Here is a 22,733-nt window from a genome sequence, read left to right as displayed (position 1 = left end):
CGAAGTGTCTGAAATAGAACTGCCTTTTGAAATTCCGAGTTCTTGGTCTCTTGCTCGATTAAATGCTGTTTGCCAACTTACAGACGGCTTGAAAACCATTGGCAAGCAATGCTTGTTAGATGCAAAATACTTACGTGGTAAAAGTTCTGAAACTATAGTAGAACAAGGTAAACTTGTATATAAAGGTGACAATATAATGCTTGTGGACGGTGAAAACTCTGGTGAAGTTTTCATCGTTCCACAAGATGGCTATATGGGTAGTACTTTCAAGCAACTATGGATAAGTTCTTCAATGTATGAACCTTATATATTGGCATTTATACAGTTTTATAAAGAAACTTTACGCAATTCTAAGAAAGGTGCAGCAATTCCACACCTCAACAAGGAGCTTTTCTATGGTCTTATAATTGGCATTCCGCCATTTCAAGAACAGAAAAGAATAGTCCAAAAGATAGAGTTGTCAGCGCAACTCTTGAAATAACTGGCTTATTTTGAAAGCAATACGCTCTTGTTCCCTTACAGGTGGTATCGGAATAAGAAAATCATTGAATTTGTTTTGGGTTAGTTGATTGATTGTGGTTGTATTACTCACATCTCTCAACTGCCCAAAGAACAAATCAGACTGCAAATAAGCAAACATATATTCGTAAATAGGAGTTTTACATATTGCCATAAATGCGCCAAATGTCATTGGCTCTGGCAAATTCTTTATAAGAGCCGATTTTCCTACTAATCGTTTGCTTCCATTTCTTGCACAAATGATGATGTCATTCTCTTCTATAAGCATTTTTTCTGATATGGAAGAACTTACTCTTACAATATCATCTAATGCTAACTTGCCATTTCGTATATTACAGGAACGTAATACGATAGTTCCTTTCTCGTCTATATCTGTCGGTTTATACGTTAGACCAATATAAGAGTTTGATACATTACGAACTCTACACCATTCCCAATTACTTGGGATTTCAAAGGGAATTTGCTCAGTTATATCCCAGCATTTTTTGCCTATCTGCTCATAATACTTGTTATCGTCACCTTTGTAAATAATGGAATTATTGAGGATAGATCTTTTTAGCTTGCCCTCTTTAACAAGTTTTTGTTTCTCAAGCATTATTTGTTCTAGCAATTCTTGTGCTGTACCTTCTTCTGTAATCTGTGGAACAAGTTTACCTTGAATAGCTTCTTGAAGTATTGATTTTTTTAATTTATCAAAAGTCACAACATTAATTTTATCTAATTCATTTTGTAATTTTTCATATTTATCCACAATAGGCAATACTCCTTGGATCTTTTCTACAATCCTAAATTGTTCATTATATGAAGGTATAGGAAAAAGTTTATTTTGAATATATGATGATAAAACCCTTTGTTGTCCAGCGGTTCCTTTATATTTCGCGTATTTAATAAAATAATCAGATTTTAGAAAATATAAGACATACCAAGCAGATAATGTTTGTCCATATATACGAAGTACGTTAAGTTCCGTTGTTGTAGCAGCAACTTTTCCTGGAACATCTCCCAAAATAAATGATTTTCTATTTTGAAAACAAGGCGTAATTTTGGCAAAGGCAATATCACCTACAGCCATTTTTGTAAACCCTTTTTTGATTAATTTCCATTGCTTGGTTTCATAGGAATATCCACTACCGTACCCTGCATTTATTAATGCCATAGGCATAAAGGCCGCATTTTCATCATCTTCTGCAAATACATTCGGCGACATATTTACAATTGTAGAAAACCGTGCCCACTCCCAACTCTTAGGTATTTCAAATGGAATCTCCTCATCAATACATTTCACCTCCCCTGTGGCAATAATCTTCTCATAATAGGAACTCATAGAACAAATCCATGCCTATTTATTAGGACAACTTAATGTTTCACTAATAAACGAATAGAAATGGAATTAGACAAATTTGAAGAGTTCCTAAGTCAAGGCAATATGGCTAAGAACACGATTTCGGCATATCTGTATGCCGTAAAGGAGTTTGGCTCTCGACACAAAGAGCTGAACAAGAGAAACTTGTTGGTTTACAAGACCTACTTGATTGAGACTTACAAGCCAAAGACGGTAAACCTCCGTATTCAGGCGATGAACAAGTACCTTGTATTTGTAGGCAAGACGAAACTCCGCTTGAAGTCGGTCAAGGTGCAGCAACGTTCTTATTTGGAGAATGTCATCAGCAATGCCGACTACACCTTCTTGAAGAACAAATTGAAGAAGGAAGACAACTTGGAGTGGTACTTTGTGGTGCGTTTCTTAGCTGCGACTGGTGCCAGAGTGAGCGAACTTGTGCAAATCAAGATTGAGCACGTGCAAGTAGGCTATTACGACATCTACACCAAGGGTGGCAAGATACGGCGTATCTATATCCCAAAGACATTGCGCACAGAAACAGAAAAGTGGTTGCAGACACTCAATCGCACAAGTGGCTATCTCTTTCTTAATCGCTTTGGCGAGCGTATTACTACAAGAGGCATATCACAGCAGTTGAAGAACTATGCGGTGAAGTATGGCTTGAATGAAAAAGTGGTGTACCCTCACTCGTTCCGCCATCGTTATGCTAAGAATTTCTTGGAGAAGTTCAATGACATTGCCCTGCTTGCAGACCTTATGGGACATGAAAGCATAGAAACGACACGTATCTATCTACGAAGAAGCAGCATTGAGCAACAAGAGATAGTTGACAAAGTGATAACCTGGTAATCGGAGCATATTCTATATCTTTTGATATGTTATCCATGCTATTAAACTATGCAAACGAGTATATGCTTTTTACAACAAGCAGAATTGATTATCAGCGTTTTGCATTACCTTTGCAGTCAAAAGAAAATACGCATGGGACTATTCAAGAAGATAAAAGACATATTCAGCAACGACAAAGGCAAGGAGACAAACACGCAAGAGACCGTTTCCTTGCCTTCTTCTATAAATGTACCTCAACAGTTCACCAAGCAGCCTTTGGTAATGCCTGGTGTTACAGATGTTATAAAGGCAAGGTCATATCTGAAAGCAAATGACACAGAACAGACTAAATGCCAATACGAGAGTGCGGTTCAAAAAGGATATTCATTGAACCTTGAACCATATAATTGGCTACTTCGCCATTATACAAACAAAGAACAATGGAGTGATGCCAAGCGTATTCTATTGCTTGTCCCTGCAAAATTCAGCCAAGATGCGCTTGTTGTCGAATTTAGGGAAGTAATAAGGCAACGAGAAGACAAACTACCCAAACAAGCCAATCTCCACAGAAACATTACCACCAAAGATACATTGGCAAACCGATACAAAAGTTTGATTGCTCAACTGCCCGAATTTGATTTCTATACAAATGGAAACGACACATTGTTTTCAGAAGACATTCCAGTGTGCCATCAGATAGAAGATATTATCAGCCATATAGAGGATGAACTACGCAAGGCAAAGGTTGCCGAAAAAAGCAAGGATTACATCACTGCAACCAATATCTATGAAGAGCTGATTGCCAATGGCTATTGGAAGCCAGAGCCTTACAACCGTCTGCTTTATATCTATGACAAGGCAGGGCTTACAAATAGTGTAAAGGAGTTGCTTGTTCTTGCAATAAGTTTCTTTGAAAATCAGCAAAAGAAACAGAAACAGGAATTGTTACGCCTTGCCGACAAGTACAAAAGCAGAGCCTATGCAGAGGCGAAAATAAATCAAGGAAAGACAGTGGCATATTTCGATGGTTTCTTTGAAATATACATGCCTTTCCCTGATATTGATGTCTGGAAGCGAATACTCGCTGATACTACCGCTTAATGCCCGAACTCTTTTTGGGATAGTGTTTGCTGTGGGCGAATCTCATGCAGCGTCTGGCAAAGCTGAAAATATCCTCGTCCTTATCCCTCCAAGGCAATTCCGAATTGGAGCCACCGCCACCTCCCGACTGCGTGATGCTTGTTGCCCCATTGATGCCCTCAATGAACATCTTAACGGCTGTGCCAAGTACATCTTTGAAACGCATATCGCACATATCTTCAATAATGGTGTTCTCTGCCATTTTCTTGGCTTCGGGTACATTGGCGCAAATTCTACTGCTCATAGTCAGCAGTTCTTGAAAACTGCCAGCAAGAATAGAGGCTTGGGCGTATGTCTGCAAAGTACGTGATGTCTGCTCCTGCACGACACGCAATGTTTCAGCCTCAGACTTTTGCGCCCTTGTCATGGCTCTGAACTCGGCAAGGGCTTCATCGGCTGCACTCAGTTTTTCTCGTTTGTCCGTCAGCTTGAACTCCAAGGTGGACAACTGACTTTTGAACCGTTCCAGTTCCTTTGACAACTCGGAATGTTCGCCATTCTGTTGTTCCAACAATTTCTCAACCTCATGGATTTTGTTCTCCACCTCAAACTTCTGGTGAGTGAGGTTTTCTATCATCGTTTTCAGACCTTTAACGGCATTCTCCTTTCTGCGAATGTCAAGTTCCAGTTTGCCATTTGCGATTTCCAACTCACGGCTTTCGGCTTGGAGTTGTCTATACCATTCGTCACGAGGGACATGCTGGGCATTGGTAGCCGAAACGGATTCGCCACGTACCAAGCCCCACTTTTTGTTGACCTCTGCCAAGTAGTCGTGGATAGCATCCAGTTTGTTTGCGTCACCACCAAAAGTATCTCGGTATTTGATACGCATCTTCTGTTTCTTCTCATCGTACATAATTGGCGTTACAAGACAATGGATATGCGGTGAAGACTCGTCAAGATGAACGGAAAAGTCAATGATGTTGTCTTCGCCCCATGCATCGGCAACAGCCTTGTAGATGTCCTTTGCCCACAATTCTATCTCCGCTTTGCGCTTGACATGACTGTTGTCTGCGCCTTTCGCTCGCTCCACATTCTGGTCTCCGAAAGCCATTTCTCGCATTCTGTCGGCATCGCCCGAAAATATCATGTTGCAGGCAATGCGGTATTTGGGCGTTTCAAGCCCTTTGTTAGGGTCTTCCGCACCAGTGGCTTCCAAACGGTCTTGAAACCGCTCCAAAATGGGCTTAGAAGAGCCGAGAGGTACAATCTTACTGCCCTTGACTATCTCAAAGTTGAGATGCGCACGGCTCTTGTCGTAGTTAAACTTCTTGTTGGAGGCTTTGGCTTCCCATTGGGATTCCGTCCAACGCCTCTGATGTTCGTTGTCTTCACCTGCCGAAAACGACTTGACGGCTTGTTGGTGAAACACTTGGTATTCTGGCATAATGTTATTTCTTAGATGGGGTAATGAAATATTAAAATGAGCTTGCTCTGGTGTCCTCCTGAGGGCTTGCCCGATGGAGCATAATTCGGTTGGTGATAACCATACCGAGGATTATGTTCCCCATCTACATTATGCGTACATATAGGCAAGCCTCTTCTGTTGTGTACCCTCACTGCTCTAAAACGGTTTTGATGAAGTCTTGGCATTGCGTTCTTACTGGCAAACTGACAGCATGAAGGCAAATGCCAAGATTAAAAAGAACGAAAGGTTACATTTCACGTTGTTCGTGGAAATGCTCTACATCTTCCGCCAACAACTGCTCTCTCACATCATCAGGGATTTCTTCCAAGGAATGGATTTGCTCCATTTCCGAAGGAGTGATTTCTGATGAATCGGAAGAAGGCAAATGTAAAGTTGAAGAAGTCGGATCTGAAACAGACTTGTTCGGGTTCTGTTCCGACTTCGCTTTGCCGTTGTCTCGCTTATAAAGGGCATTGGCTGTATAAACCGTTTCACCCTCATGCTTCCACGCTGCTATGCACCTCATATCCATAATGGTGGTAAGGCAATCAGTTTTTATTGTTACGATACCCAACTGTTCCAACTGTTTCAAGAAGCGGATAACTGTCTTTCGGTTGCAGTTCCATTCCTTTGAAAGTTCAAGGGCAGATACACAAGTTTGTCCTTGCATTAGTGGTTTGGATATGCCACGCTTGGTATAGGTGGTATCGGCAGTTGCCGTGTGGTGAAGTAGTCTGCGGAAACATTGTATTCTGTTGATGCCTCCCTCGTTGCTACTGAGAAAATTCAGTTGTTCGTCCGTCAATGACAAATAGTAAGTGACAGGGCGAGTTTTGTCTATCTCTTTTCTTTCCATGTCCGAATGGTTTATAAATGGTGAATGACTGAAAGGACAACAAATCATCGGTGAAGACCATGCTGTTGCCGTGGCATATCCTCACTGACAATCTCCATGAGTTTTCTATCCAAGCGTTGAAGTTCATCTTTGTTAAGACTGTTTATTGCCTCTATGCTTACTCGTAATGCAACGGCACATCTTCCATACAAAATGGCTTGTTCGTCATTGTCTATGGCTTGGTTTGCACCACTTGCTTCAATGTAATCATTGACGGCATCCCTCATGGATAGTTCACGAAGTCCTGTCTTAGCCCAGAGGACAGACAGTTTGACTGCCTGTTCCTTCTTGGCTTCAAATTCTGTTGTCCTCATGGCTACTTGACACTTAGATTTTTCAAGATACGGTTGGCTTCTTCTGAAACCTGTGCCTTTGACGCAATCGCATTTCTGCGAATCCATGTCAAGAGTTCAGCTTTCTCAAAATACACCATCTTGCCATTCGGCTTGTAATAAGGAATGGTCTGCTCATGTGTCATCTTATAGAGCGAACTTTTTGTCACTCCCATAAATTGGGCAGCTTCTTCCAAAGTCAGCACTTCCTTACCTGCTGACAGAGTATTTTCAAGCACTTCCACTCGCTTGGCGAGTTTTAGGTTCTCCAGCATGAGTGCTTGAACATCTGGAGTAACGCTTTGATTGGTTCGTGATTCCATAATCTGTTGATGTTATAATTTGACTATTTCATCATGACCATTGTTTGTGATTGCAAGTTGAAAGTGGTGCAAAGGTATGTAAGAAATTTCTCATTCTGTTAGAAATGCTTGGTCAATGACGAAATCTTAAGCTATATTATAATAATGAAGTTGTTTCATACTCTAAATCATACTTGAATGAAATAAAGTGAAGACAAAATCAAACTTAGAAACGATAGTAAGAATACAAGAGAAACACTGTTTTTGGAACTTGGTTGTCAAACCCTCAAAACAGCCTTAAAATGCATAAATGGTGCTTGGGCTGTAATTTTATAGTTACAAATACGCAATTATCTCTTTATTATTTGGAAATTTTTGTTGCATGTTTGTTACGTGGAGGTGTTTTACAAAATAGCAACACTGATAATCAGCGAGTTACATAGCGAAGTAATCCCACGAAGTAGAGCATCACTCCATAGAAATGCACTGTCAGATACCTTGTCAGCCACTTCGCCCAACTGCTTTCCCATTTCGGCAGTAGCGAGAACGCCCATTGTATCGGTCCGAATATCGTCAGCATTCCCAACAGTATCTGTTGACAATAGATGGTGCTCCACCAACCGATACGGAACACGATCAATGCTATCAGCATTACTATCTTGTCGATGTTCACCACTGCTCCTGCAGTCAGTGAGGTAAACCACAGCTTGGCTGCGTCCTTTTCCATGTTGGTCACTTCATCCACACCTGTCTGCTCCATGGTCGATTCCACCAGATTCGGGTCTGTTGTTCCCTTATGGGCAATGTCTGCCTGGGCTTGTACGTTGGTGTACATCGTGTCTCTGGTGTAGATGAGCTGCTGAACTTCCGTAAACTTGTCCTCTATCTGTGTGGCTTCCGCCTCATATAGGTCATGGGTATAACTTCCAATGGAGTTTGGTATGTAACTCAGAAAGTCCAGTACGCACCAATTGCTGCCACTGTTCGTCATGCCTGTATCGGCAGGTGGGTACCACCAACAGAGGATGATGCTTATCACCAATGGCTTGAATAGTTTCATCACATCCAGTGGCTCATGCTTCACCATCATCTTGTAGGCCATGTTCGCTGCCACCACGATAGAGAAGAGGGCTGCGAGTGCCATACACATTTGAACGACCCACCAATTATCCCAAGCGGGTCTAACCATCGGAAATGAAAGGATAGTAAGGTGATGTAATATCACTGATTTACAGTCTATTAGGAATGGAAGCCGATTTTGGATTGGTTCGTTATTCTTTCCTAAATTAGCGGATTGTTTACCCACTTTTGTCTCGTTTTTGTCCCTCGTTGTATTATCTTTGCATCGCAAGCTAAATGCTTGATAATCAGTGATAAAAGAATATATTAACATCAGAAAAGAAAGGAAATAAAATGGGACGAAAGAAGAAAGAAATCCGTTTGAAGGAGCCTGTGCGCATCCGAGAAAAGAAGATAGCAGGTGGCAACATCAGCCTCTATCTTGACATTTACCAGAAGGGATTGAGAAAGAAAGAGACGCTGAAACTCTATCTTGTGCCAGAAATCAACGCTGCTACCAAGTTGCAAAACGCCAATACAAGAAAGTTGGCAGAGCAAATCAAGGCGCAGCGCATTCTTGACATCCAGAGAGAGGGTCTTGTGGATTGGGACAAGGTGAAGAAGTCACGCATGACACTTACCAAGTGGATGGATGACTTTGTGAAGTACAATGCCGAGTTGTCTGAGTCTTCCATGAAGACAAAGCGAAACACTCATGCTCGCATTGACCAATACCTATTACATATAGGCAAGCCAGAGTTTCTGTTGAAAGACGTGGATAAGGAGTTTTGCAAAGGCTTCATTACTTTTTTGAAGACTTGCACCTACAATGATGGAAAGAAACAACTCAGCACCACCACTTGCCGTATGTTCGTCAACTATTTCGGCTCGTCATTGGCAAAGGCAGTAAGGGACGGACTGATTGAGCAAAATCCATTCTTGCTGTTGGAGGCAAAGGAGAAGCCACAGAAGCGAGTGGCTGAGCGTGAGTTTCTGACGATAGAGGAAATAAAGAAGGTGATGAACACACCATGCCGTTATGAACTGGTGAAGAAAGCCTTTCTATTCTCCTGTTTCACCGGTCTGCGATATAGCGACATGAAAGCCTTGAACTGGAGTGAAATCCACAAGGCTGCTGACGGCAAGACGGAATACATTGACCATATCCAAGTCAAGACCAAGGATAGAGTAACCATCCCCTTGTCGGAAGAAACAAAGAAGTGGATGCCTAAAAGAGAAGAAGGCGTAGACAATATCTTCCACAACTTGACAATCACATCTACAACTGTAGAAGTGGTGCTGAAAGAATGGATGGAGGCAGCAGGAATAACCAAGCATATAACCTACCATTGCTCACGACATACGGCGGCTACGATGCTCCTGACCCTTGGTGCAAGTATCTATGTAGTAAGTAAGATACTCGGACACAAGAGCATCAAGATGACGGAGATTTACGCCAAGATTGTTGACAAGAAGAAGTTGGAAACCGTGAACCTCGTGAACGGAATGTTTGACCAAATACCAGTAATACAATGAAGATAGAAATCAAGGAACGTAAGCTGACGGAAGGCAAAAGAGCCTTATATCTGGAATACTACGAGACTGGCTTCCGCAAGAGAGAAAACTTGCATCTCTATCTCTTGCCCGATGATGCCGTTGGTGCAGCAAAGCACAATCGGCTTACATACAACAAGGCTATGGAGATACGAGCAGAGCGCATCCTCACCCCTCCTGTATTGGAGAAAGAGAATGCCAAAAGCGAAGAACAAGGCAACGGCTTGACTTGGCTTCAATGGTGCGATGAATATATCAAATGGTCTGTTGATTGTGGCAACTGCAAGAAGATGATAGGTCATAAGAATGTTGTCCGCAAGCGTATCGCCACTTATTTACGGAGAGTAGATAAGAAAGACATCCTGCTGAAAGATGTCAGTAAAGATGAAATTTGCGGTCTTTTTGATTATATGCGCAACAAGTATCGCAACAAACGCCAAATCAAGACCAACGGAGGACGGTTGGCTGATTACACATTACTGTTGTTTGAGGAAACAGTCAAAGCGATATTTAACAAGGCTATGCGTGAAGGACTTGTTAAATTCAATCCTGTACACAGTCTAAACAAGTTGGAACGCTTCCATGCTCCTGACAAACACAGAGAGTATCTTACGCCCGAAGAACTCACACGTTTCCTGGCGGTGGAAGCTGAATGCGAGAATGAACGAACCGTACAACTCGCATTTGGTTTATCATCCATGACTGCCATTCGCCTTGGCGATATGCAGCATCTAAGGTGGTGTGATATTAAAATGATAGATGGCGTGCCGACAATCAGCATCATACAGCGAAAGACTAAGCGTCCTGCCATTATTCCGCTCAATGAAATGGCACAATCGTTGTTGCCACCTCGGACGGATGACAATCCGGAAAGTCTTGTGTTTCACCTTGTCAAGAAGTCAGACAACGTATCGAAATACGTAAGAAGACTTAAAGAAAAGGCTGGCATAGAAAAGGATTTGACCTACCATTGCTCACGGCATACGACAGCATCGTTGGCTATCTCAGCAGGAGCTGACATATCAGCAGTGAAGGATGTTTTGGGACATGGAAGCATAACTTCAACCGAAGTTTATGCAAAAGTGGCTCTTGAAAAGAAGATAGAGGCGGTCAATCTGTTTAATGGCGTGTTTGATTGAGACATACAGCAGAGTGCGAACAACGGAGAAGTCTTACTTCTTCCCTTTTGTTGGGAAATTGCCGTCAGGCTGTATTCAAAAAACGCTTGTGTTCAAATAAATCTGCAAGACTTATCTGGGCACAGGCTTTTTCATGTTCAATTTAATCTTTGATATAGATGACAACAGGAGTAATATACGCTCGTGTCTCCAGTATGGGTGACAGACAGAGCACGGAAAGACAGGTCAAGGACTTGTCGGAGTATGCAAAATATAAGGGTATCGAAGTCTTCAAGGTCTTTGAGGAACACATCTCTGGCGCAAAGAAGAATGATGAGCGTCCAGTGTTGTGTGAGGCAATGGAATACTGCAAGGCAAACCGCATTGGAATCCTACTTGTCAGCGAGCTGTCAAGATTGGGTCGCAATGCGTTTGAGGTGCTTGCCTCTGTCAAGAAACTCATTGACTGTGGCATTAACCTCTACATACAAAAGGAACAGCTTATATTATTGGACGATGAAGGACATCCATCCCTCTTTGCCCCGATAATGATAGCCACGCTTTCGACCTGTGCGCAATTGGAACGTGATAATATCTCATTTCGATTGCAGTCTGGACGGAAGCGGTATATAGAGAAAGGCGGAAAACTCGGACGCAAGGTTGGCTCTATAAAAACTACAGAACAGATAAAGACCGAATATAGGGAAGTAATAAGTTTGCTCCGCAAGGGATATTCAATTCGGGATGTGGCGAAACTGAGTGGCAAGGGTGTGAGTACGGTGCAACGAGTAAAGCGATTGATGATGCTATAAAAGTTCATTTTGAAGAATAAACAGCTACAAATGACACTAAAACCGCACAAATTCGCCTTATTTATGCAGAAAACAACCTCGCAGTTGTGTTTTCTCATTAAAATCAGTTATCTTTGTAGGCAAAATGGCAATAGCAAGAATTATAAATGGAACAAAGCGAAATACGTCTAAGATGATAAAGGAAACAATATCTCCTGTTCAAAATACAGGAACACAAATGAGCCAAGAAGAAAAATCATGGTTAAATCATTCTCAAATGATAGCCAATGCCATGTCCGCAAGAATGAAGGAACTTGGAATGACTCAAAAGATGTTGGCTGAAAAAATGAATTGTACGCAACAGTACATTTCAAAAATCTTAAAAGGACGAGAAAACCTTTCGCTTGAAGCCATAAGCAAAATAGAGAATGCCTTGTATATTCATTTCCTGCAAATGGATGAATAGTCATATTCTCATAAGTGTAATGATAAAAACAAGATAAGATATGCCAGTACAAAGTGAAGCCGCTCTCGAAAACGGACTTATAGACACTCTTCAAAAGATGAACTACGAGTATGTTCATATTGAGGAGGAGAAGAACCTGTCTGCCAATTTCAAGAAGCAGTTGGAGATACACAACAAGAAGAAATTGGAAGAACTCGGTCGCACAGAATTTACTGAGTCTGAATTTGAAAAGATACTAATTTATCTTGAAGGTGGCACTCGCTTTGAGAAGGCAAAGAAACTTCGTGACCTCTTTCCGCTTGAACTTGAAAGTGGTGAACGCCTGTGGGTGGAGTTCTTGAACCGTACCCATTGGTGTCAAAACGAGTTTCAAGTTTCCAACCAAATTACAGTTGAAGGAAGGAAAAAGTGCCGTTATGATGTGACGATACTCATTAACGGTTTGCCTTTGGTTCAGATTGAACTGAAGCGCAGAGGTGTGGAGTTGAAACAGGCGTACAACCAGATACAACGCTACCACAAAACTTCCTTTCATGGATTGTTTGACTATATCCAGTTGTTTGTCATATCCAATGGTGTGAACACTCGCTATTTTGCCAACAACCCGAATAGTGGCTATAAGTTCACTTTCAACTGGACGGATGCAGCCAATGTGCCGTTCAACGACTTGGAGAAGTTTGCCACAGTGTTCTTCGACAAGTGTACGTTGGGCAAGATTATAGGCAAGTACATCGTTCTGCATGAGGGTGACAAGTGCCTGATGGTGCTTCGCCCTTATCAGTTCTATGCGGTGGAGAAAATTCTTGACCGTGTAGAAAACTCCAACGACAATGGCTATATTTGGCATACAACTGGTGCAGGCAAGACCTTGACCTCATTCAAGGCTGCACAACTCGTTTCTGAGTTGGACGATGTGGATAAGGTTATGTTTGTGGTTGACCGCCACGACCTTGACACTCAGACGCAAGCCGAATACGAGGCCTTTGAGCCTGGTGCCGTTGACAGTACCGACAACACGGATGAGTTGGTGAAGCGTCTGCACAGCAATTCTAAGATTATCATCACTACCATCCAGAAGTTGAATGCCGCTGTTAGCAAGCAGTGGTACAGTAGTCGCATTGAGGAAATACGCCATTCTCGTATCGTAATGATTTTCGATGAATGTCATCGAAGCCATTTCGGAGAATGCCATAAGAACATCGTGAAGTTCTTTGACAATACGCAGATATTCGGCTTCACTGGTACGCCTATTTTTGTGGAGAATGCCGTGGACGGACACACTACAAAAGAGATTTTCGGTAACTGCCTTCACAAGTATCTTATTAAGGATGCCATTGCCGATGAAAACGTGCTCGGTTTCCTTGTGGAGTATTACCACGGCAACGAGGATGTGGACAATGCCGAGCAAGACCGCATGACGGAGATAGCCAAATTCATCCTTAATAATTTCAATAAGTCAACATTTGACGGTGAGTTTGACGCACTGTTTGCCGTGCAGTCTGTGCCAATGCTTATCCGCTACTACAAGATATTCAAGAGTCTCAATCCGAAGATTAGAATTGGTGCGGTATTCACATACGCTGCCAACAGCAGCCAAGATGACGAGCAGACAGGCATGAACACAGGTGGCTATGTAAGCGACAGCACAGGTGAGGCTGACGAGTTACAAGCCATCATGGATGACTATAATAATATGTATGGAACGAGTTTCACCACCGAAAACTTCCGCGCGTATTACGATGACATCAACCTCCGCATGAAGAAAAAGAAGGCCGACATGAAGCCTCTCGACCTTTGCCTTGTGGTAGGAATGTTCCTTACTGGCTTCGACAGCAAGAAACTCAACACGCTCTATGTTGATAAGAACATGGAGTATCATGGCTTACTGCAAGCGTTCAGCCGTACCAACCGTGTGCTGAACGAGAAGAAACGTTTCGGAAAGGTGGTGTGCTTCCGTGACTTGAAAAGCAAGGTGGACGAGTCTATCAAACTTTTCAGCAACAGCAACAATCTTGAAGATATAGTGCGTCCGCCGTTTGATGATGTGAAGAAGAACTATCAAGAACTGACCAAGGATTTCTTGACACATTATCCTGAACCACATTACGTGGACTATCTCCAAAGCGAGAACGACAAGAAGCAGTTTATCCTTGCTTTCCGTGACATCATCAAGAAACACGCAGAGATACAGGTGTATGACGAGTTTGATGTAGATGCTCCCGACCTTGGCATGACCGAACAGCAGTTTATGGACTTCCGCAGCAAGTATCTTGACATTCATGACAGCATTATTTTGGTTGACCCACCTGCACCAAAGCCAACTCCCAACCCTAATGAAGACGAACCAACTCCAGAAGATCATAAACTTACGGATATTGACTTCTGCTTGGAATTGTTGCATAGTGACATTATCAATGTTGCCTACATTTTGGAGTTGATTGCAGACCTCAATCCATACAGCGAGGATTATTCAGAAAAGCGCAAGCACATCATCGACACAATGATAAAGGATGCCGAACTTCGCAGTAAGGCAAAGCTCATTGACGGATTTATCCAGAAGAATGTAGATGATGACCGTGACAACTTCATGGCTCGCAAACAAAAGGCTGACGGTACGAGCGACCTTGAAGAGCGATTGAACAACTATATCGTCACAGAGCGTAACAATGCTATCAATACGCTTGCCAAGGACGAAGATTTGGACGCTTCCGTGCTCAATCATTACCTTTCTGAATATGACTATCTACAAAAGGAGCAGCCAGAAATCATACAAGAGGCATTGAAAGAGAAGCACTTGGGACTGATAAAAAAGCGCAAAGCATTAACAAGAATACTCGATAAACTGCGTTCTATTATAAGAACATTCAGTTGGGAATGACAAAATTGCAATGATAAAGATAGTTAGAGATATAGATATAACGGCTCTTGGAGTCAGCGTGTATAACCGCAAGTGGCAACCTATCCATTTACAACAAGGTGAAATGGATGGAGCATGTGCTGTGTATTCTATGATGATGAATCTTCTTATACTAAAGGTTCTCACTCGTAGCCAAGTTGTAAACTTGAACACTACATTCAAAGGAAATACCGCCAAAGGAAGGCTTTTCAAAGAGTTCTTTGTAACAGAAGGACTTTGCCGTGATGGTTTCTATTTCTCAGAAATCAAAGAAAAACTTTCTCACTCTTTTGCTAAAGAAGTAACATCATCTGCACTACAATATACGGCTTCTCTATCAGACCAAACCATATTTGTAGAAGAACTTAAAACTGCAATAAATGACAACTTGCCTTTGGTTACTGCCATATCATTTAGAGGTGGTGCTCATGCAATACTTGCTATTGGCTATGAAGAGCAAGAAGGGGTTGTTGAAAAAATATTTTGTTTAGACCCAGGCTATACCATCAATCATACCTCTTTTTGGAATAGCGTTATAATACTAAATAAGGGGAAAGGGAAGTATTGCCATCAGTATATAACAGACAAAGACGATGACAATGTCTTTATTAGTGAAACATTGAAAATAAAAAAGAAATAACGATATGAGCGAAGAATTACAACAGAAACTCCGTGACCAGCTTTGGGAAGTCGCAAACAAACTGCGTGGCAATATGTCAGCCAGTGACTTCATGTATTTTACCCTTGGCTTTATCTTTTACAAGTATTTGTCGGAGAAGATAGAGAAACATGCAAACTCCGCCTTGGTGGATGATGAAGTCACGTTCAAGGAATTGTGGGCAATGGAGAAAGACGAGGATATTGAAGCATTGCAACAAGAAGTAAAGACTGACTGTTTGGAAAACATCGGCTACTTCATAGAGCCAAACTTCCTGTTCTCGTCAGTCATTGAAAGCATTAAGAAGAAAGAGAACATCCTACCTATGCTCGAACGCTCATTGAAGCGCATTGAGGACAGCACTCTCGGACAGGACAGCGAAGAGGACTTTGGCGGTCTGTTCTCTGACATTGACCTTGCTTCGCCTAAGTTGGGAAAGACTGCTGATGATAAGAACACATTGGTGAGCAATGTTCTTCTTGCCCTTGATGACATAGATTTCGGTGTAGAAGCATCGCAAGAGATTGACATTCTCGGTGATGCCTACGAGTATATGATTAGCCAGTTTGCAGCTGGTGCCGGCAAGAAGGCTGGCGAGTTCTATACACCTCAGGAAGTGAGCCGTATCTTGGCAGAAATTGTTACCATCGGTCACGCTCGTCTGCGCAATGTCTATGACCCAACTTGCGGTAGTGGTTCGTTGCTGCTCCGTGCTGCAAGCATCGGTCATGCCAACGAGATTTTCGGACAAGAGAAGAACCCTACGACCTACAACTTGGCTCGTATGAATATGCTTCTGCATGGTATCAAGTTCAGCAATTTCCGCATTGAGAATGGCGATACTTTAGAGGCTGATGCTTTTGGCGACACTCAGTTTGACGCTGTCGTCGCAAATCCACCTTTCTCTGCCGAATGGAGTGCAGCCGACAAGTTCAACAACGACGACCGTTTCAGCAAGGCAGGACGCTTGGCACCACGCAAGACAGCCGACTACGCCTTTATTCTCCACATGATTTACCACCTTAATGAGGGTGGCACAATGGCTTGTGTTGCTCCTCATGGTGTGTTGTTCCGTGGTAATGCCGAGGGCGTAATCCGTCGTTTTCTCATTGAGAAGAAGAACTATGTGGATGCCATCATCGGACTCCCTGCCAACATCTTCTATGGCACAAGCATTCCGACTTGTATTTTGGTGTTTAAGAAATGCCGTAAAGAGGATGACAACATCCTGTTCATTGATGCAAGTAAGGAGTTTGAAAAGGTAAAGACCCAGAACAAACTCCGTCCGCAACACATCAAGAAAATTGTAGATACTTATCGTGAGCGCAAGGAAATAGAAAAGTACAGCCATCTTGCCACACTGCAAGAGGTGGCAGAAAACGACTACAATCTCAATATTCCTCGTTACGTTGATACTTTCGAGGAAGAAGAGCCTATCGACATTCATGCCGTCATGAAGGAAATCAAGGAGTTGGAAGCCAAACGTGCCGACCTTGACAAGGAGATTGAAGGCTATTTGAAAGAACTGGGATTGGTTGAATAGTCTTTCTGCCAGTTTTGTGCAATTTTTAATTAAGAGGTTTAAGCAATGAGTGAATCAATAAACATATTGGATAAGGATTACTTGCAGTGGGTCGAAGAACTATGCAAGCGTTATCGCAAAAGTCAAATAAGGGCAGCAGTAAAGGTGAATACTGAAATGCTGCGTTTTTATTGGGAGTTAGGACAGGATATTGAGACAAAAGAAGCGTCTAACAAATATGGTAGTGGCTTTTATGCGGCACTGAGTCGTGATTTAAGACATAAACTGCCTGATGCTGACGGACTTTCTGAAACATCTGTCCGCTATGCAAAACGATTCTATTGCTTGTACTCGCCTCTTGAAAAAAGTCTTCCACAAGCTGTGGAAAAATCAGAGAATACAAATCTTCCACAACTTGTGGAAGATTTGCACACTATCCTATTCTCTATACCTTGGGGACATCATCGTTATATCATTGACAAGTGTTCGGAGAATGCTCATAAAGCATTGTTCTATGTTCGCCAAACAATGGAAAACGGTTGGAGTCGTTCTATGCTGTTGAATTTCCTTGGAACAGACTTCTATGAAAGAAGTGGAAAGGCATTGACAAATTTCAAGAAGACTTTGCCCGATATGAATAGCGACCTTGCACAAGAAATTACAAAAGACCCTTATGATTTCTCTTTTACTGGTGTTCGTGGTAAATACAATGAACGCAAATTGAAAGATGCTTTACTGGCTAACATTACGAAATTCCTGTTGGAATTGGGTACAGGTTTTGCGTATGTTGGCAAGGAGTATCGTTTGCAGATAGACGAAAAGGAGAAGTTCATTGATTTGCTTTTCTACAATTTGAAGTTATCTTGCTATGTTGTGGTAGAAGTGAAGATTGGAGAATTTGACTTTCCAGATGCAGGACAACTAAGTGGTTATGTAGTAGCTTGCAATCACCTCTTGCGCCAAGAAGGTAGAGATAACCCGACCATAGGATTACTCATTTGTAAGCAAAAGAGCAACACCATAGCCCAGTATGCTTTAGAAGGTAGCAGTCAGCCTATCGGAATCTCCGAGTACGAACTATCTAAGTTGTATCCTAAAAAGGTGGAGGGAACCATTCCATCCATCAAAGAATTGGAAGAAAAAATAGAAAAGGAAACAGAGAAAAGTACAAAGGACGAATAATTTTGGTATTTGCTTTTATGATTTGACATTCATACGAGGAAACATGAAAACATGTAACTGGTATGTAACTGAAAGTCGAGAAAGCACATCAAAATCGCCTCTAATCCTTTCTAAAATAGGGAAAAAGGTATGTAACTACCATGTAACTGAACCGCAATGGTGAACTTAAATTAAGGATTAAAAATGACAACGACAATAAATAACGAACATAAGAAACTCAATGTCCCAAATCTCAGATTTCCTGAGTTTCAGGGGGAGTGGGAGAAGTGTAAGCTATCAGAGATTTGTACTTTCTTCTCGGGTGGCACTCCAAGTTCTTCTAACAAAGATTTCTATGGAGGAAATATTGCATTTATTCGTTCTGGAGAACTCCATGCTGATAGTACAGAGTTGTTCATAACACAAACAGGATTTGATAGTTCTTCTGCCAAAATGGTAGAGGTCGGAGATTTATTATTGGCAATGTATGGTGCAACAAGTGGTGATATCGCAGTCTCTAAAATAAAAGGAGCTATCAATCAAGCAATTCTATGTATTAGAACAAAGCAAAATAAGAAATTCATAGAATCAGTTTGGAATAAACACGTTTCAAAAAATCTTAGAAAATACTTACAAGGAGGACAGGGAAATCTTTCAGCTGACATTGTAAAAGGTATATCTTTCTCTTTTCCAACTTTAAAAGAGCAAGAAAAATAGCTAATCTTGTGTTTCTTCTTGACGAGCGTATCGCGACCCAAAACAAAATCATTGAGGACTTGAAGAAGCTAAAGTCTGCGATTATTGAAAAACATTATAGACAAGCAGAGAAGCAGACTGTTTGTATAGCAGATTTAGGAGAGCATTTCAGTGTAGGCAATTTAGCTAAGGATGATTTGTCTGAAACAGGAACCCCTTGCATTTTGTATGGTGAACTTTTTACAACTTATGGAGAAACTATATCTCAAATAGAAAGTCGCACTAACAAAACAGGGGGCATGGTTTTGAGCAAGAAAGGGGATTTGTTATTTCCTTCTTCTACAACTGTTGATGCAGTGTCTTTAATAGCTCCATCTGTTATCAATATAGACAATGTTGTATTAGGTGGTGATATGTTTGGAATACACATAAATTCTAATTTTGACGCTCAATATCTAAGTTATTTCTTCAATCACATTGCCAAAAGACGATTGGCAAAATATGCAAAAGGAAGCACTATAATTCATTTGCATTATGCAGATATAGAAAAAGCCAAACTATTGTTGCCTTGTTTGAAAGAACAACATAGAATGGCTAAGTGTTTGGTGTCTTTGGACGATAAAATAAATGTTGAAACCCTATCCCTTAATCTGTTGAACAATCAAAAGACCTATTTACTGCGTCATATGTTCATATAAACATTTGGCGCAGTAGATGTTGCTTTTGCGTAATGAATAGTTTTAATATACTTTGTTCAATATCAATCTTAGAGTTTAGAGCGGATGGCATTTTTACGATCTCCTGTTGCTTCTCTTTTGTTGGTATCGGGCAAAGTATGTTGTTTATATCTTTCAAGTAGGCTGTTTTCATCGTCCCCTCTGTTACTATGCAACTAACTGCCTTTTTGAAATAAGATGAAGACATGAAATAATACAGGAACTCTACATCAATGCTTTGCTTTGGTACAATTCCCAATATTCCTTGTTTGGTACAAACAGGATATGTTGTTATTGTAATTTCTCCAATGGTCGCACCATTTGAAAAGAGGATAGAACGTGTAGGCACAAGCCAAGCCGATGATTTTTGTAAGCCGAGTTCCGTAATAAAGTCATTGTTCTCTATCAAATATTTCTGTTTCAAATCGTCAATCTTGATAAATGGTATCTTACCATTATCGTAGAAACTGGCATTTGAAGTTGTTGGAGTTCCACCCTCACCTGCAATTTCATACAAAGAACCGAACTTACCAAAATCAGTATCAAGGGAGTTTATTGCATAATCTATAATCGCAGACCTACGAACTTCAAAATCCCTAATCAAGGGAATTAGAAATGATGTATTTGGAAAACTTAGAAAAGATATTGGCTTAAATGCAAAGGTTGGCGATGTTCTTAGTTATGAGCAGCCACAACCATATATTGTTGAAGATACTGAATATACAGCAGGAGGAACTCCAGTATTAACTGCCAACAAAGCCTTTGTTTTGGGTTACACATCAGAAACTGACGGAATATACGACAAGGGCGATTGCATAATATTTGACGATTTCACTCTTGATTGCAAATATGTTGATTTTCCCTTTAAGGTCAAATCATCTGCTATCAAAATTCTAACGGCAAAGAACAAAGAACTCTTGCGTTATACATTTGAGTTTTTGAAGTATCTTGATTTATCTACGGATGAGCATAAAAGACATTATATTGCTGAAACGCAAAATCAAGAATTCATTTTGCCAACTACGCAAATAGTTAGAACAATAGCACATGCTTTTTCCACATTATCATCACGAATGCAAACTATAGTAAAGCAAAGAGATATGCTTGAATTACAAAAGCAGTATCTGCTTCGCCAAATGTTCATATAAACATCTGGCGGAGCAAGTATTGCTTCTGTAAACTCAGGTTTCTTAGAGTGTTCTTTTCTACTGATAGTTTGCTATCAATTGCAGACAACAACCGAGCATATTGAAGTTGTTCTGTATATGATGGGCAAAACACTTTGGCTTTTCCATAGTCCTTGAAATATATGTGAGGAATAGCCATACCTGTCTTGTAAGGTTCAAAGTTGAACACTTTCAGCAGATAGTAAAGGTATTGAAGTGAATAGCCGTCTTTAGCTTGCAAAGTATTCAAAGTTCCTGTTGCAGAACATTTGCCTGTAACGTAAGAAACTGTACCAACACCAGAACCATCTTTGATAATATAAACGGCTTCACCCTCTGTATTATAATCATCAAGATAGCCAACGATGCCATTTGCGCCATACACAGGATATGCGCCTTGCTCACAGACTTCACTTTCTTGCTGGGTGGAAGAACTACATTCTACACACTCATACAAACGAACATTGGGCTTGTTGCTGCGAACTATCTTCTGTGCAATTCCCTTGATTAAGGACTGCAATTTGTCAATGATTTTGTTTTGGGTAGCAATACGCTCTTCCAACAATGCAAGAAAATATGCTATTCTCTTTTGTTCTATCAGTGAAGGCATAAAGAGACTTACTTTCTTTAAGTCTGTTTTATTGAATTTAGGCTGTCCACTTGCGCCAACCAACTTCTTCATCTCATTGTCATATGAAGATGTTGATAATCTGAAATAGACAAAATGAGTGTCATTACATTTACTTCTTAACAGTATTGCGTTCGGTCCTAAAACATTCTTGTTTTTGGGTAAATCTTGTGGCTTGACATAATACTTTTCTCCGATGTTCGCACCTATGTTAGGCAATACGATATTAGGCTCTTTGAGTTGAACGCGCCACAAGAAGTCATAAGCGACTTCATCAACATAAACAAAATCGCTATTGGTGAAATTGTTTTTTAAATCAATAGTTCGTATCAATTGTGCATAATTGTTCTCTTGATAATATTTGACATTCTCTCTCAAAGAGGCAAAACTTCCAGCTGCCACAAAATCAGTGATAATATCACAAATATCACCTAATTCGTACTTCTCCCATTCCCCCTGAAACTCAGGGAATCTGAGATTTGGGACATAAGAGGCTACTTTTCTCTAATTATTATGTACACCTTCAAAATTAAGGATTACAATGACAACAAAAACGATTAGAGAAATTGCGTTGGCTTGGAAAGTTGACAAGCAACGCTACGTTAAGCAGTCCACATATGCTGCTTATGTGTTAGTTTTGGAGAACCACATATTGCCATCGTTTGGCGATTGTGAGGCTCTGAGTGAGAAACTTGTGCAGGAGTTCGTTTTGCAGAAACTAAATGGCGGACTAAGCATAAAAACGGTGAAAGACATTCTGATTGTTTTGAAGATGGTGATGAAGTTCGGAGTAAAGAACGAATGGATGAACTATTGTGAGTGGGACATCAAGTACCCTACGACAGAGACGAACAAGGAAATTGAAGTGCTAACGGTGGCACACCACAAGAAAATCCTCGATTTCATCAAGCAGAACTTCACGTTCCGCAACCTCGGCATCTATATCAGTCTGACCACTGGTTTGCGTATCGGAGAGATTTGCGGTTTGAAATGGTCGGACATCAATACCGACAACGGCACAATCACCGTGAACCGCACCATTGAGCGCATCTACATTGTTGATGGTGAGCGTAAGCACACAGAGTTGGTCATCAACACGCCCAAGACAAAGAACTCATGCCGTGAGATACCGATGAACAAAGAACTCTTGGCAATGGTGAAGCCTCTGAAAAAGGTGGTAAACGATGATTTCTATGTGCTGACCAATGAGGAGAAACCGACAGAGCCACGGACTTACCGCAACTACTATCATCGGTTGATGAAGCGTCTTGACATTCCACGTCTGAAATATCATGGACTGCGCCACAGCTTTGCCACTCGTTGCATTGAGAGCAACTGCGACTACAAGACCGTAAGTGTATTGCTTGGTCATGCCAACATCACTACAACTCTCAACCTCTATGTTCACCCGAACATGGAGCAGAAGAAAAAGTGCATCACCAAGATGTTCAAGTCTCTTGGAAAATAGGGAAGGAAAATAAGCATTGGTTATAAACGGCAAAAGGATGAGGTGATTTCAAATTACCCCATCCTCCA

22 protein-coding genes and 2 pseudogenes are annotated in these 22,733 nt (G+C 41.2%); 15 read left to right on the top strand and 9 right to left on the bottom strand.

What is annotated here, in order from left to right:
- The first annotated feature begins 4 nt into the window (after nt 1-4).
- Nucleotides 5-481, top strand: a complete 477-nt coding sequence (locus tag EJL04_RS09235; protein WP_174522446.1) for a restriction endonuclease subunit S — start codon at nt 5-7, stop codon at nt 479-481.
- Here EJL04_RS09235 and EJL04_RS09230 read toward each other — a convergent pair.
- Entirely contained in the window at nt 461-1,843 is a 1,383-nt protein-coding gene (locus EJL04_RS09230) for a restriction endonuclease subunit S (protein ID WP_125104733.1), read from the bottom strand. The genes EJL04_RS09235 and EJL04_RS09230 overlap by 21 nt on opposite strands.
- A gap of 60 nt (nt 1,844-1,903) precedes the next feature.
- Between EJL04_RS09230 and EJL04_RS09225 the strand changes: the two genes are divergently transcribed.
- Nucleotides 1,904-2,710, top strand: a complete 807-nt coding sequence (locus EJL04_RS09225) for a tyrosine-type recombinase/integrase (RefSeq protein ID WP_057256673.1) — start codon at nt 1,904-1,906, stop codon at nt 2,708-2,710.
- Nucleotides 2,711-2,758: 48 nt separating this feature from the next.
- Nucleotides 2,759-3,790, top strand: coding sequence for a hypothetical protein (locus EJL04_RS09220; RefSeq protein WP_125104732.1), 1,032 nt, complete (start codon nt 2,759-2,761; stop codon nt 3,788-3,790).
- Here the strand turns inward: EJL04_RS09220 and mobV are convergent.
- From mobV to EJL04_RS09195, 5 genes and pseudogenes are all read right to left on the bottom strand, one after another.
- Nucleotides 3,780-5,216 carry a MobV family relaxase gene (gene mobV, locus EJL04_RS09215; protein ID WP_125104731.1) on the bottom strand — a complete coding sequence of 479 codons (1,437 nt, stop codon included), beginning with the start codon at nt 5,214-5,216 and terminating at the stop codon, nt 3,780-3,782. The two genes, EJL04_RS09220 and mobV, sit on opposite strands and share 11 nt — an antisense overlap.
- Before the next feature lie 268 nt (nt 5,217-5,484).
- Nucleotides 5,485-6,093 carry a helix-turn-helix domain-containing protein gene (locus EJL04_RS09210; RefSeq protein ID WP_125104730.1) on the bottom strand — a complete coding sequence of 203 codons (609 nt, stop codon included), beginning with the start codon at nt 6,091-6,093 and terminating at the stop codon, nt 5,485-5,487.
- A 44-nt stretch (nt 6,094-6,137) separates the two neighbouring features.
- On the bottom strand, nt 6,138-6,446 hold the full coding sequence (locus tag EJL04_RS09205; RefSeq protein ID WP_125104729.1) for a hypothetical protein: 309 nt from the start codon (nt 6,444-6,446) through the stop codon (nt 6,138-6,140).
- Nucleotides 6,447-6,448: 2 nt separating this feature from the next.
- On the bottom strand, nt 6,449-6,787 hold the full coding sequence (locus tag EJL04_RS09200) for a helix-turn-helix domain-containing protein (RefSeq protein ID WP_420899301.1): 339 nt from the start codon (nt 6,785-6,787) through the stop codon (nt 6,449-6,451).
- 430 nt (nt 6,788-7,217) lie between these two features.
- A pseudogene (locus EJL04_RS09195) lies at nt 7,218-7,955 on the bottom strand (hypothetical protein); the annotation flags it as partial.
- 224 nt (nt 7,956-8,179) lie between these two features.
- On the opposite strand from EJL04_RS09195, the gene EJL04_RS09190 reads away from it, so the two are divergent.
- The 10 genes from EJL04_RS09190 to EJL04_RS16620 all read left to right on the top strand — a co-directional run bounded on the left by EJL04_RS09190 (nt 8,180) and on the right by EJL04_RS16620 (nt 19,385).
- Nucleotides 8,180-9,361, top strand: coding sequence for a site-specific integrase (locus tag EJL04_RS09190; RefSeq protein ID WP_125104728.1), 1,182 nt, complete (start codon nt 8,180-8,182; stop codon nt 9,359-9,361).
- On the top strand, nt 9,358-10,518 hold the full coding sequence (locus EJL04_RS09185; protein ID WP_125104727.1) for a tyrosine-type recombinase/integrase: 1,161 nt from the start codon (nt 9,358-9,360) through the stop codon (nt 10,516-10,518). Before EJL04_RS09190 ends, EJL04_RS09185 begins: the two co-directional genes overlap by 4 nt.
- Before the next feature lie 158 nt (nt 10,519-10,676).
- Entirely contained in the window at nt 10,677-11,309 is a 633-nt protein-coding gene (locus EJL04_RS09180; protein WP_029428808.1) for a recombinase family protein, read from the top strand.
- Between the two features lie 217 nt (nt 11,310-11,526).
- Nucleotides 11,527-11,754 (top strand): helix-turn-helix domain-containing protein, encoded by a 228-nt coding sequence (locus EJL04_RS09175; RefSeq protein ID WP_259327090.1) that lies wholly within the window; start codon nt 11,527-11,529, stop codon nt 11,752-11,754.
- Nucleotides 11,755-11,794: 40 nt separating this feature from the next.
- Nucleotides 11,795-14,632 (top strand): type I restriction endonuclease subunit R, encoded by a 2,838-nt coding sequence (locus EJL04_RS09170; protein WP_125104725.1) that lies wholly within the window; start codon nt 11,795-11,797, stop codon nt 14,630-14,632.
- A gap of 10 nt (nt 14,633-14,642) precedes the next feature.
- The gene (locus EJL04_RS09165; protein WP_118354601.1) at nt 14,643-15,290 is read left to right on the top strand and encodes a hypothetical protein; all 648 of its coding nucleotides are present in this window, start codon (nt 14,643-14,645) and stop codon (nt 15,288-15,290) included.
- A gap of 4 nt (nt 15,291-15,294) precedes the next feature.
- On the top strand, nt 15,295-16,851 hold the full coding sequence (locus EJL04_RS09160) for a type I restriction-modification system subunit M (RefSeq protein ID WP_029428812.1): 1,557 nt from the start codon (nt 15,295-15,297) through the stop codon (nt 16,849-16,851).
- A 45-nt stretch (nt 16,852-16,896) separates the two neighbouring features.
- The gene (locus EJL04_RS09155) at nt 16,897-18,012 is read left to right on the top strand and encodes a PDDEXK nuclease domain-containing protein (protein WP_125104724.1); all 1,116 of its coding nucleotides are present in this window, start codon (nt 16,897-16,899) and stop codon (nt 18,010-18,012) included.
- A gap of 183 nt (nt 18,013-18,195) precedes the next feature.
- Entirely contained in the window at nt 18,196-18,708 is a 513-nt protein-coding gene (locus EJL04_RS16625) for a restriction endonuclease subunit S (RefSeq protein WP_241209974.1), read from the top strand.
- A 59-nt stretch (nt 18,709-18,767) separates the two neighbouring features.
- Nucleotides 18,768-19,385 carry a restriction endonuclease subunit S gene (locus EJL04_RS16620; protein WP_241209973.1) on the top strand — a complete coding sequence of 206 codons (618 nt, stop codon included), beginning with the start codon at nt 18,768-18,770 and terminating at the stop codon, nt 19,383-19,385.
- Here EJL04_RS16620 and EJL04_RS09145 read toward each other — a convergent pair.
- On the bottom strand, nt 19,378-20,007 hold the full coding sequence (locus EJL04_RS09145; protein WP_241209972.1) for a restriction endonuclease subunit S: 630 nt from the start codon (nt 20,005-20,007) through the stop codon (nt 19,378-19,380). The genes EJL04_RS16620 and EJL04_RS09145 overlap by 8 nt on opposite strands.
- Before the next feature lie 163 nt (nt 20,008-20,170).
- Between EJL04_RS09145 and EJL04_RS09140 the strand changes: the two genes are divergently transcribed.
- Nucleotides 20,171-20,551 (top strand): restriction endonuclease subunit S domain-containing protein, encoded by a 381-nt coding sequence (locus tag EJL04_RS09140; RefSeq protein ID WP_125104723.1) that lies wholly within the window; start codon nt 20,171-20,173, stop codon nt 20,549-20,551.
- Here EJL04_RS09140 and EJL04_RS16730 read toward each other — a convergent pair.
- Together EJL04_RS16730 and EJL04_RS16725 are read right to left on the bottom strand one after the other, a co-directional pair.
- Complete coding sequence (locus tag EJL04_RS16730; protein WP_252197892.1) at nt 20,544-21,026, bottom strand: restriction endonuclease subunit S; 483 nt, start codon at nt 21,024-21,026, stop codon at nt 20,544-20,546. The two genes, EJL04_RS09140 and EJL04_RS16730, sit on opposite strands and share 8 nt — an antisense overlap.
- Nucleotides 21,027-21,095: 69 nt before the next feature.
- Nucleotides 21,096-21,638: pseudogene (locus EJL04_RS16725) on the bottom strand (restriction endonuclease subunit S); the annotation flags it as partial.
- Between the two features lie 100 nt (nt 21,639-21,738).
- Between EJL04_RS16725 and EJL04_RS09130 the strand changes: the two are divergent.
- Complete coding sequence (locus EJL04_RS09130) at nt 21,739-22,665, top strand: tyrosine-type recombinase/integrase (protein ID WP_029428817.1); 927 nt, start codon at nt 21,739-21,741, stop codon at nt 22,663-22,665.
- Nucleotides 22,666-22,733: the final 68 nt, after the last annotated feature.

The organism is Prevotella marseillensis (genome assembly GCF_900625065.1).
GTDB lineage: Bacteria > Bacteroidota > Bacteroidia > Bacteroidales > Bacteroidaceae > Prevotella > Prevotella rara.
Note: the sequence above shows the minus strand (reverse complement) of the source record. Positions and strands in the feature narration are given on the sequence as shown.

What these genes read in the sequence shown, in the direction of transcription:
- EJL04_RS09230 (WP_125104733.1), bottom strand. Translation starts at nt 1,843, where the DNA reads ATGAGTTCCTATTATGAGAAGATTATTGCCACAGGGGAGGTGAAATGT.
- EJL04_RS09225 (WP_057256673.1), top strand. Translation starts at nt 1,904, where the DNA reads ATGGAATTAGACAAATTTGAAGAGTTCCTAAGTCAAGGCAATATGGCT.
- EJL04_RS09220 (WP_125104732.1), top strand. Translation starts at nt 2,759, where the DNA reads ATGCAAACGAGTATATGCTTTTTACAACAAGCAGAATTGATTATCAGC.
- mobV (WP_125104731.1), bottom strand. Translation starts at nt 5,216, where the DNA reads ATGCCAGAATACCAAGTGTTTCACCAACAAGCCGTCAAGTCGTTTTCG.
- EJL04_RS09210 (WP_125104730.1), bottom strand. Translation starts at nt 6,093, where the DNA reads ATGGAAAGAAAAGAGATAGACAAAACTCGCCCTGTCACTTACTATTTG.
- EJL04_RS09205 (WP_125104729.1), bottom strand. Translation starts at nt 6,446, where the DNA reads ATGAGGACAACAGAATTTGAAGCCAAGAAGGAACAGGCAGTCAAACTG.
- EJL04_RS09200 (WP_420899301.1), bottom strand. Translation starts at nt 6,787, where the DNA reads ATGGAATCACGAACCAATCAAAGCGTTACTCCAGATGTTCAAGCACTC.
- EJL04_RS09190 (WP_125104728.1), top strand. Translation starts at nt 8,180, where the DNA reads ATGGGACGAAAGAAGAAAGAAATCCGTTTGAAGGAGCCTGTGCGCATC.
- EJL04_RS09185 (WP_125104727.1), top strand. Translation starts at nt 9,358, where the DNA reads ATGAAGATAGAAATCAAGGAACGTAAGCTGACGGAAGGCAAAAGAGCC.
- EJL04_RS09180 (WP_029428808.1), top strand. Translation starts at nt 10,677, where the DNA reads ATGACAACAGGAGTAATATACGCTCGTGTCTCCAGTATGGGTGACAGA.
- EJL04_RS09175 (WP_259327090.1), top strand. Translation starts at nt 11,527, where the DNA reads ATGAGCCAAGAAGAAAAATCATGGTTAAATCATTCTCAAATGATAGCC.
- EJL04_RS09170 (WP_125104725.1), top strand. Translation starts at nt 11,795, where the DNA reads ATGCCAGTACAAAGTGAAGCCGCTCTCGAAAACGGACTTATAGACACT.
- EJL04_RS09165 (WP_118354601.1), top strand. Translation starts at nt 14,643, where the DNA reads ATGATAAAGATAGTTAGAGATATAGATATAACGGCTCTTGGAGTCAGC.
- EJL04_RS09160 (WP_029428812.1), top strand. Translation starts at nt 15,295, where the DNA reads ATGAGCGAAGAATTACAACAGAAACTCCGTGACCAGCTTTGGGAAGTC.
- EJL04_RS09155 (WP_125104724.1), top strand. Translation starts at nt 16,897, where the DNA reads ATGAGTGAATCAATAAACATATTGGATAAGGATTACTTGCAGTGGGTC.
- EJL04_RS16625 (WP_241209974.1), top strand. Translation starts at nt 18,196, where the DNA reads ATGACAACGACAATAAATAACGAACATAAGAAACTCAATGTCCCAAAT.
- EJL04_RS09130 (WP_029428817.1), top strand. Translation starts at nt 21,739, where the DNA reads ATGACAACAAAAACGATTAGAGAAATTGCGTTGGCTTGGAAAGTTGAC.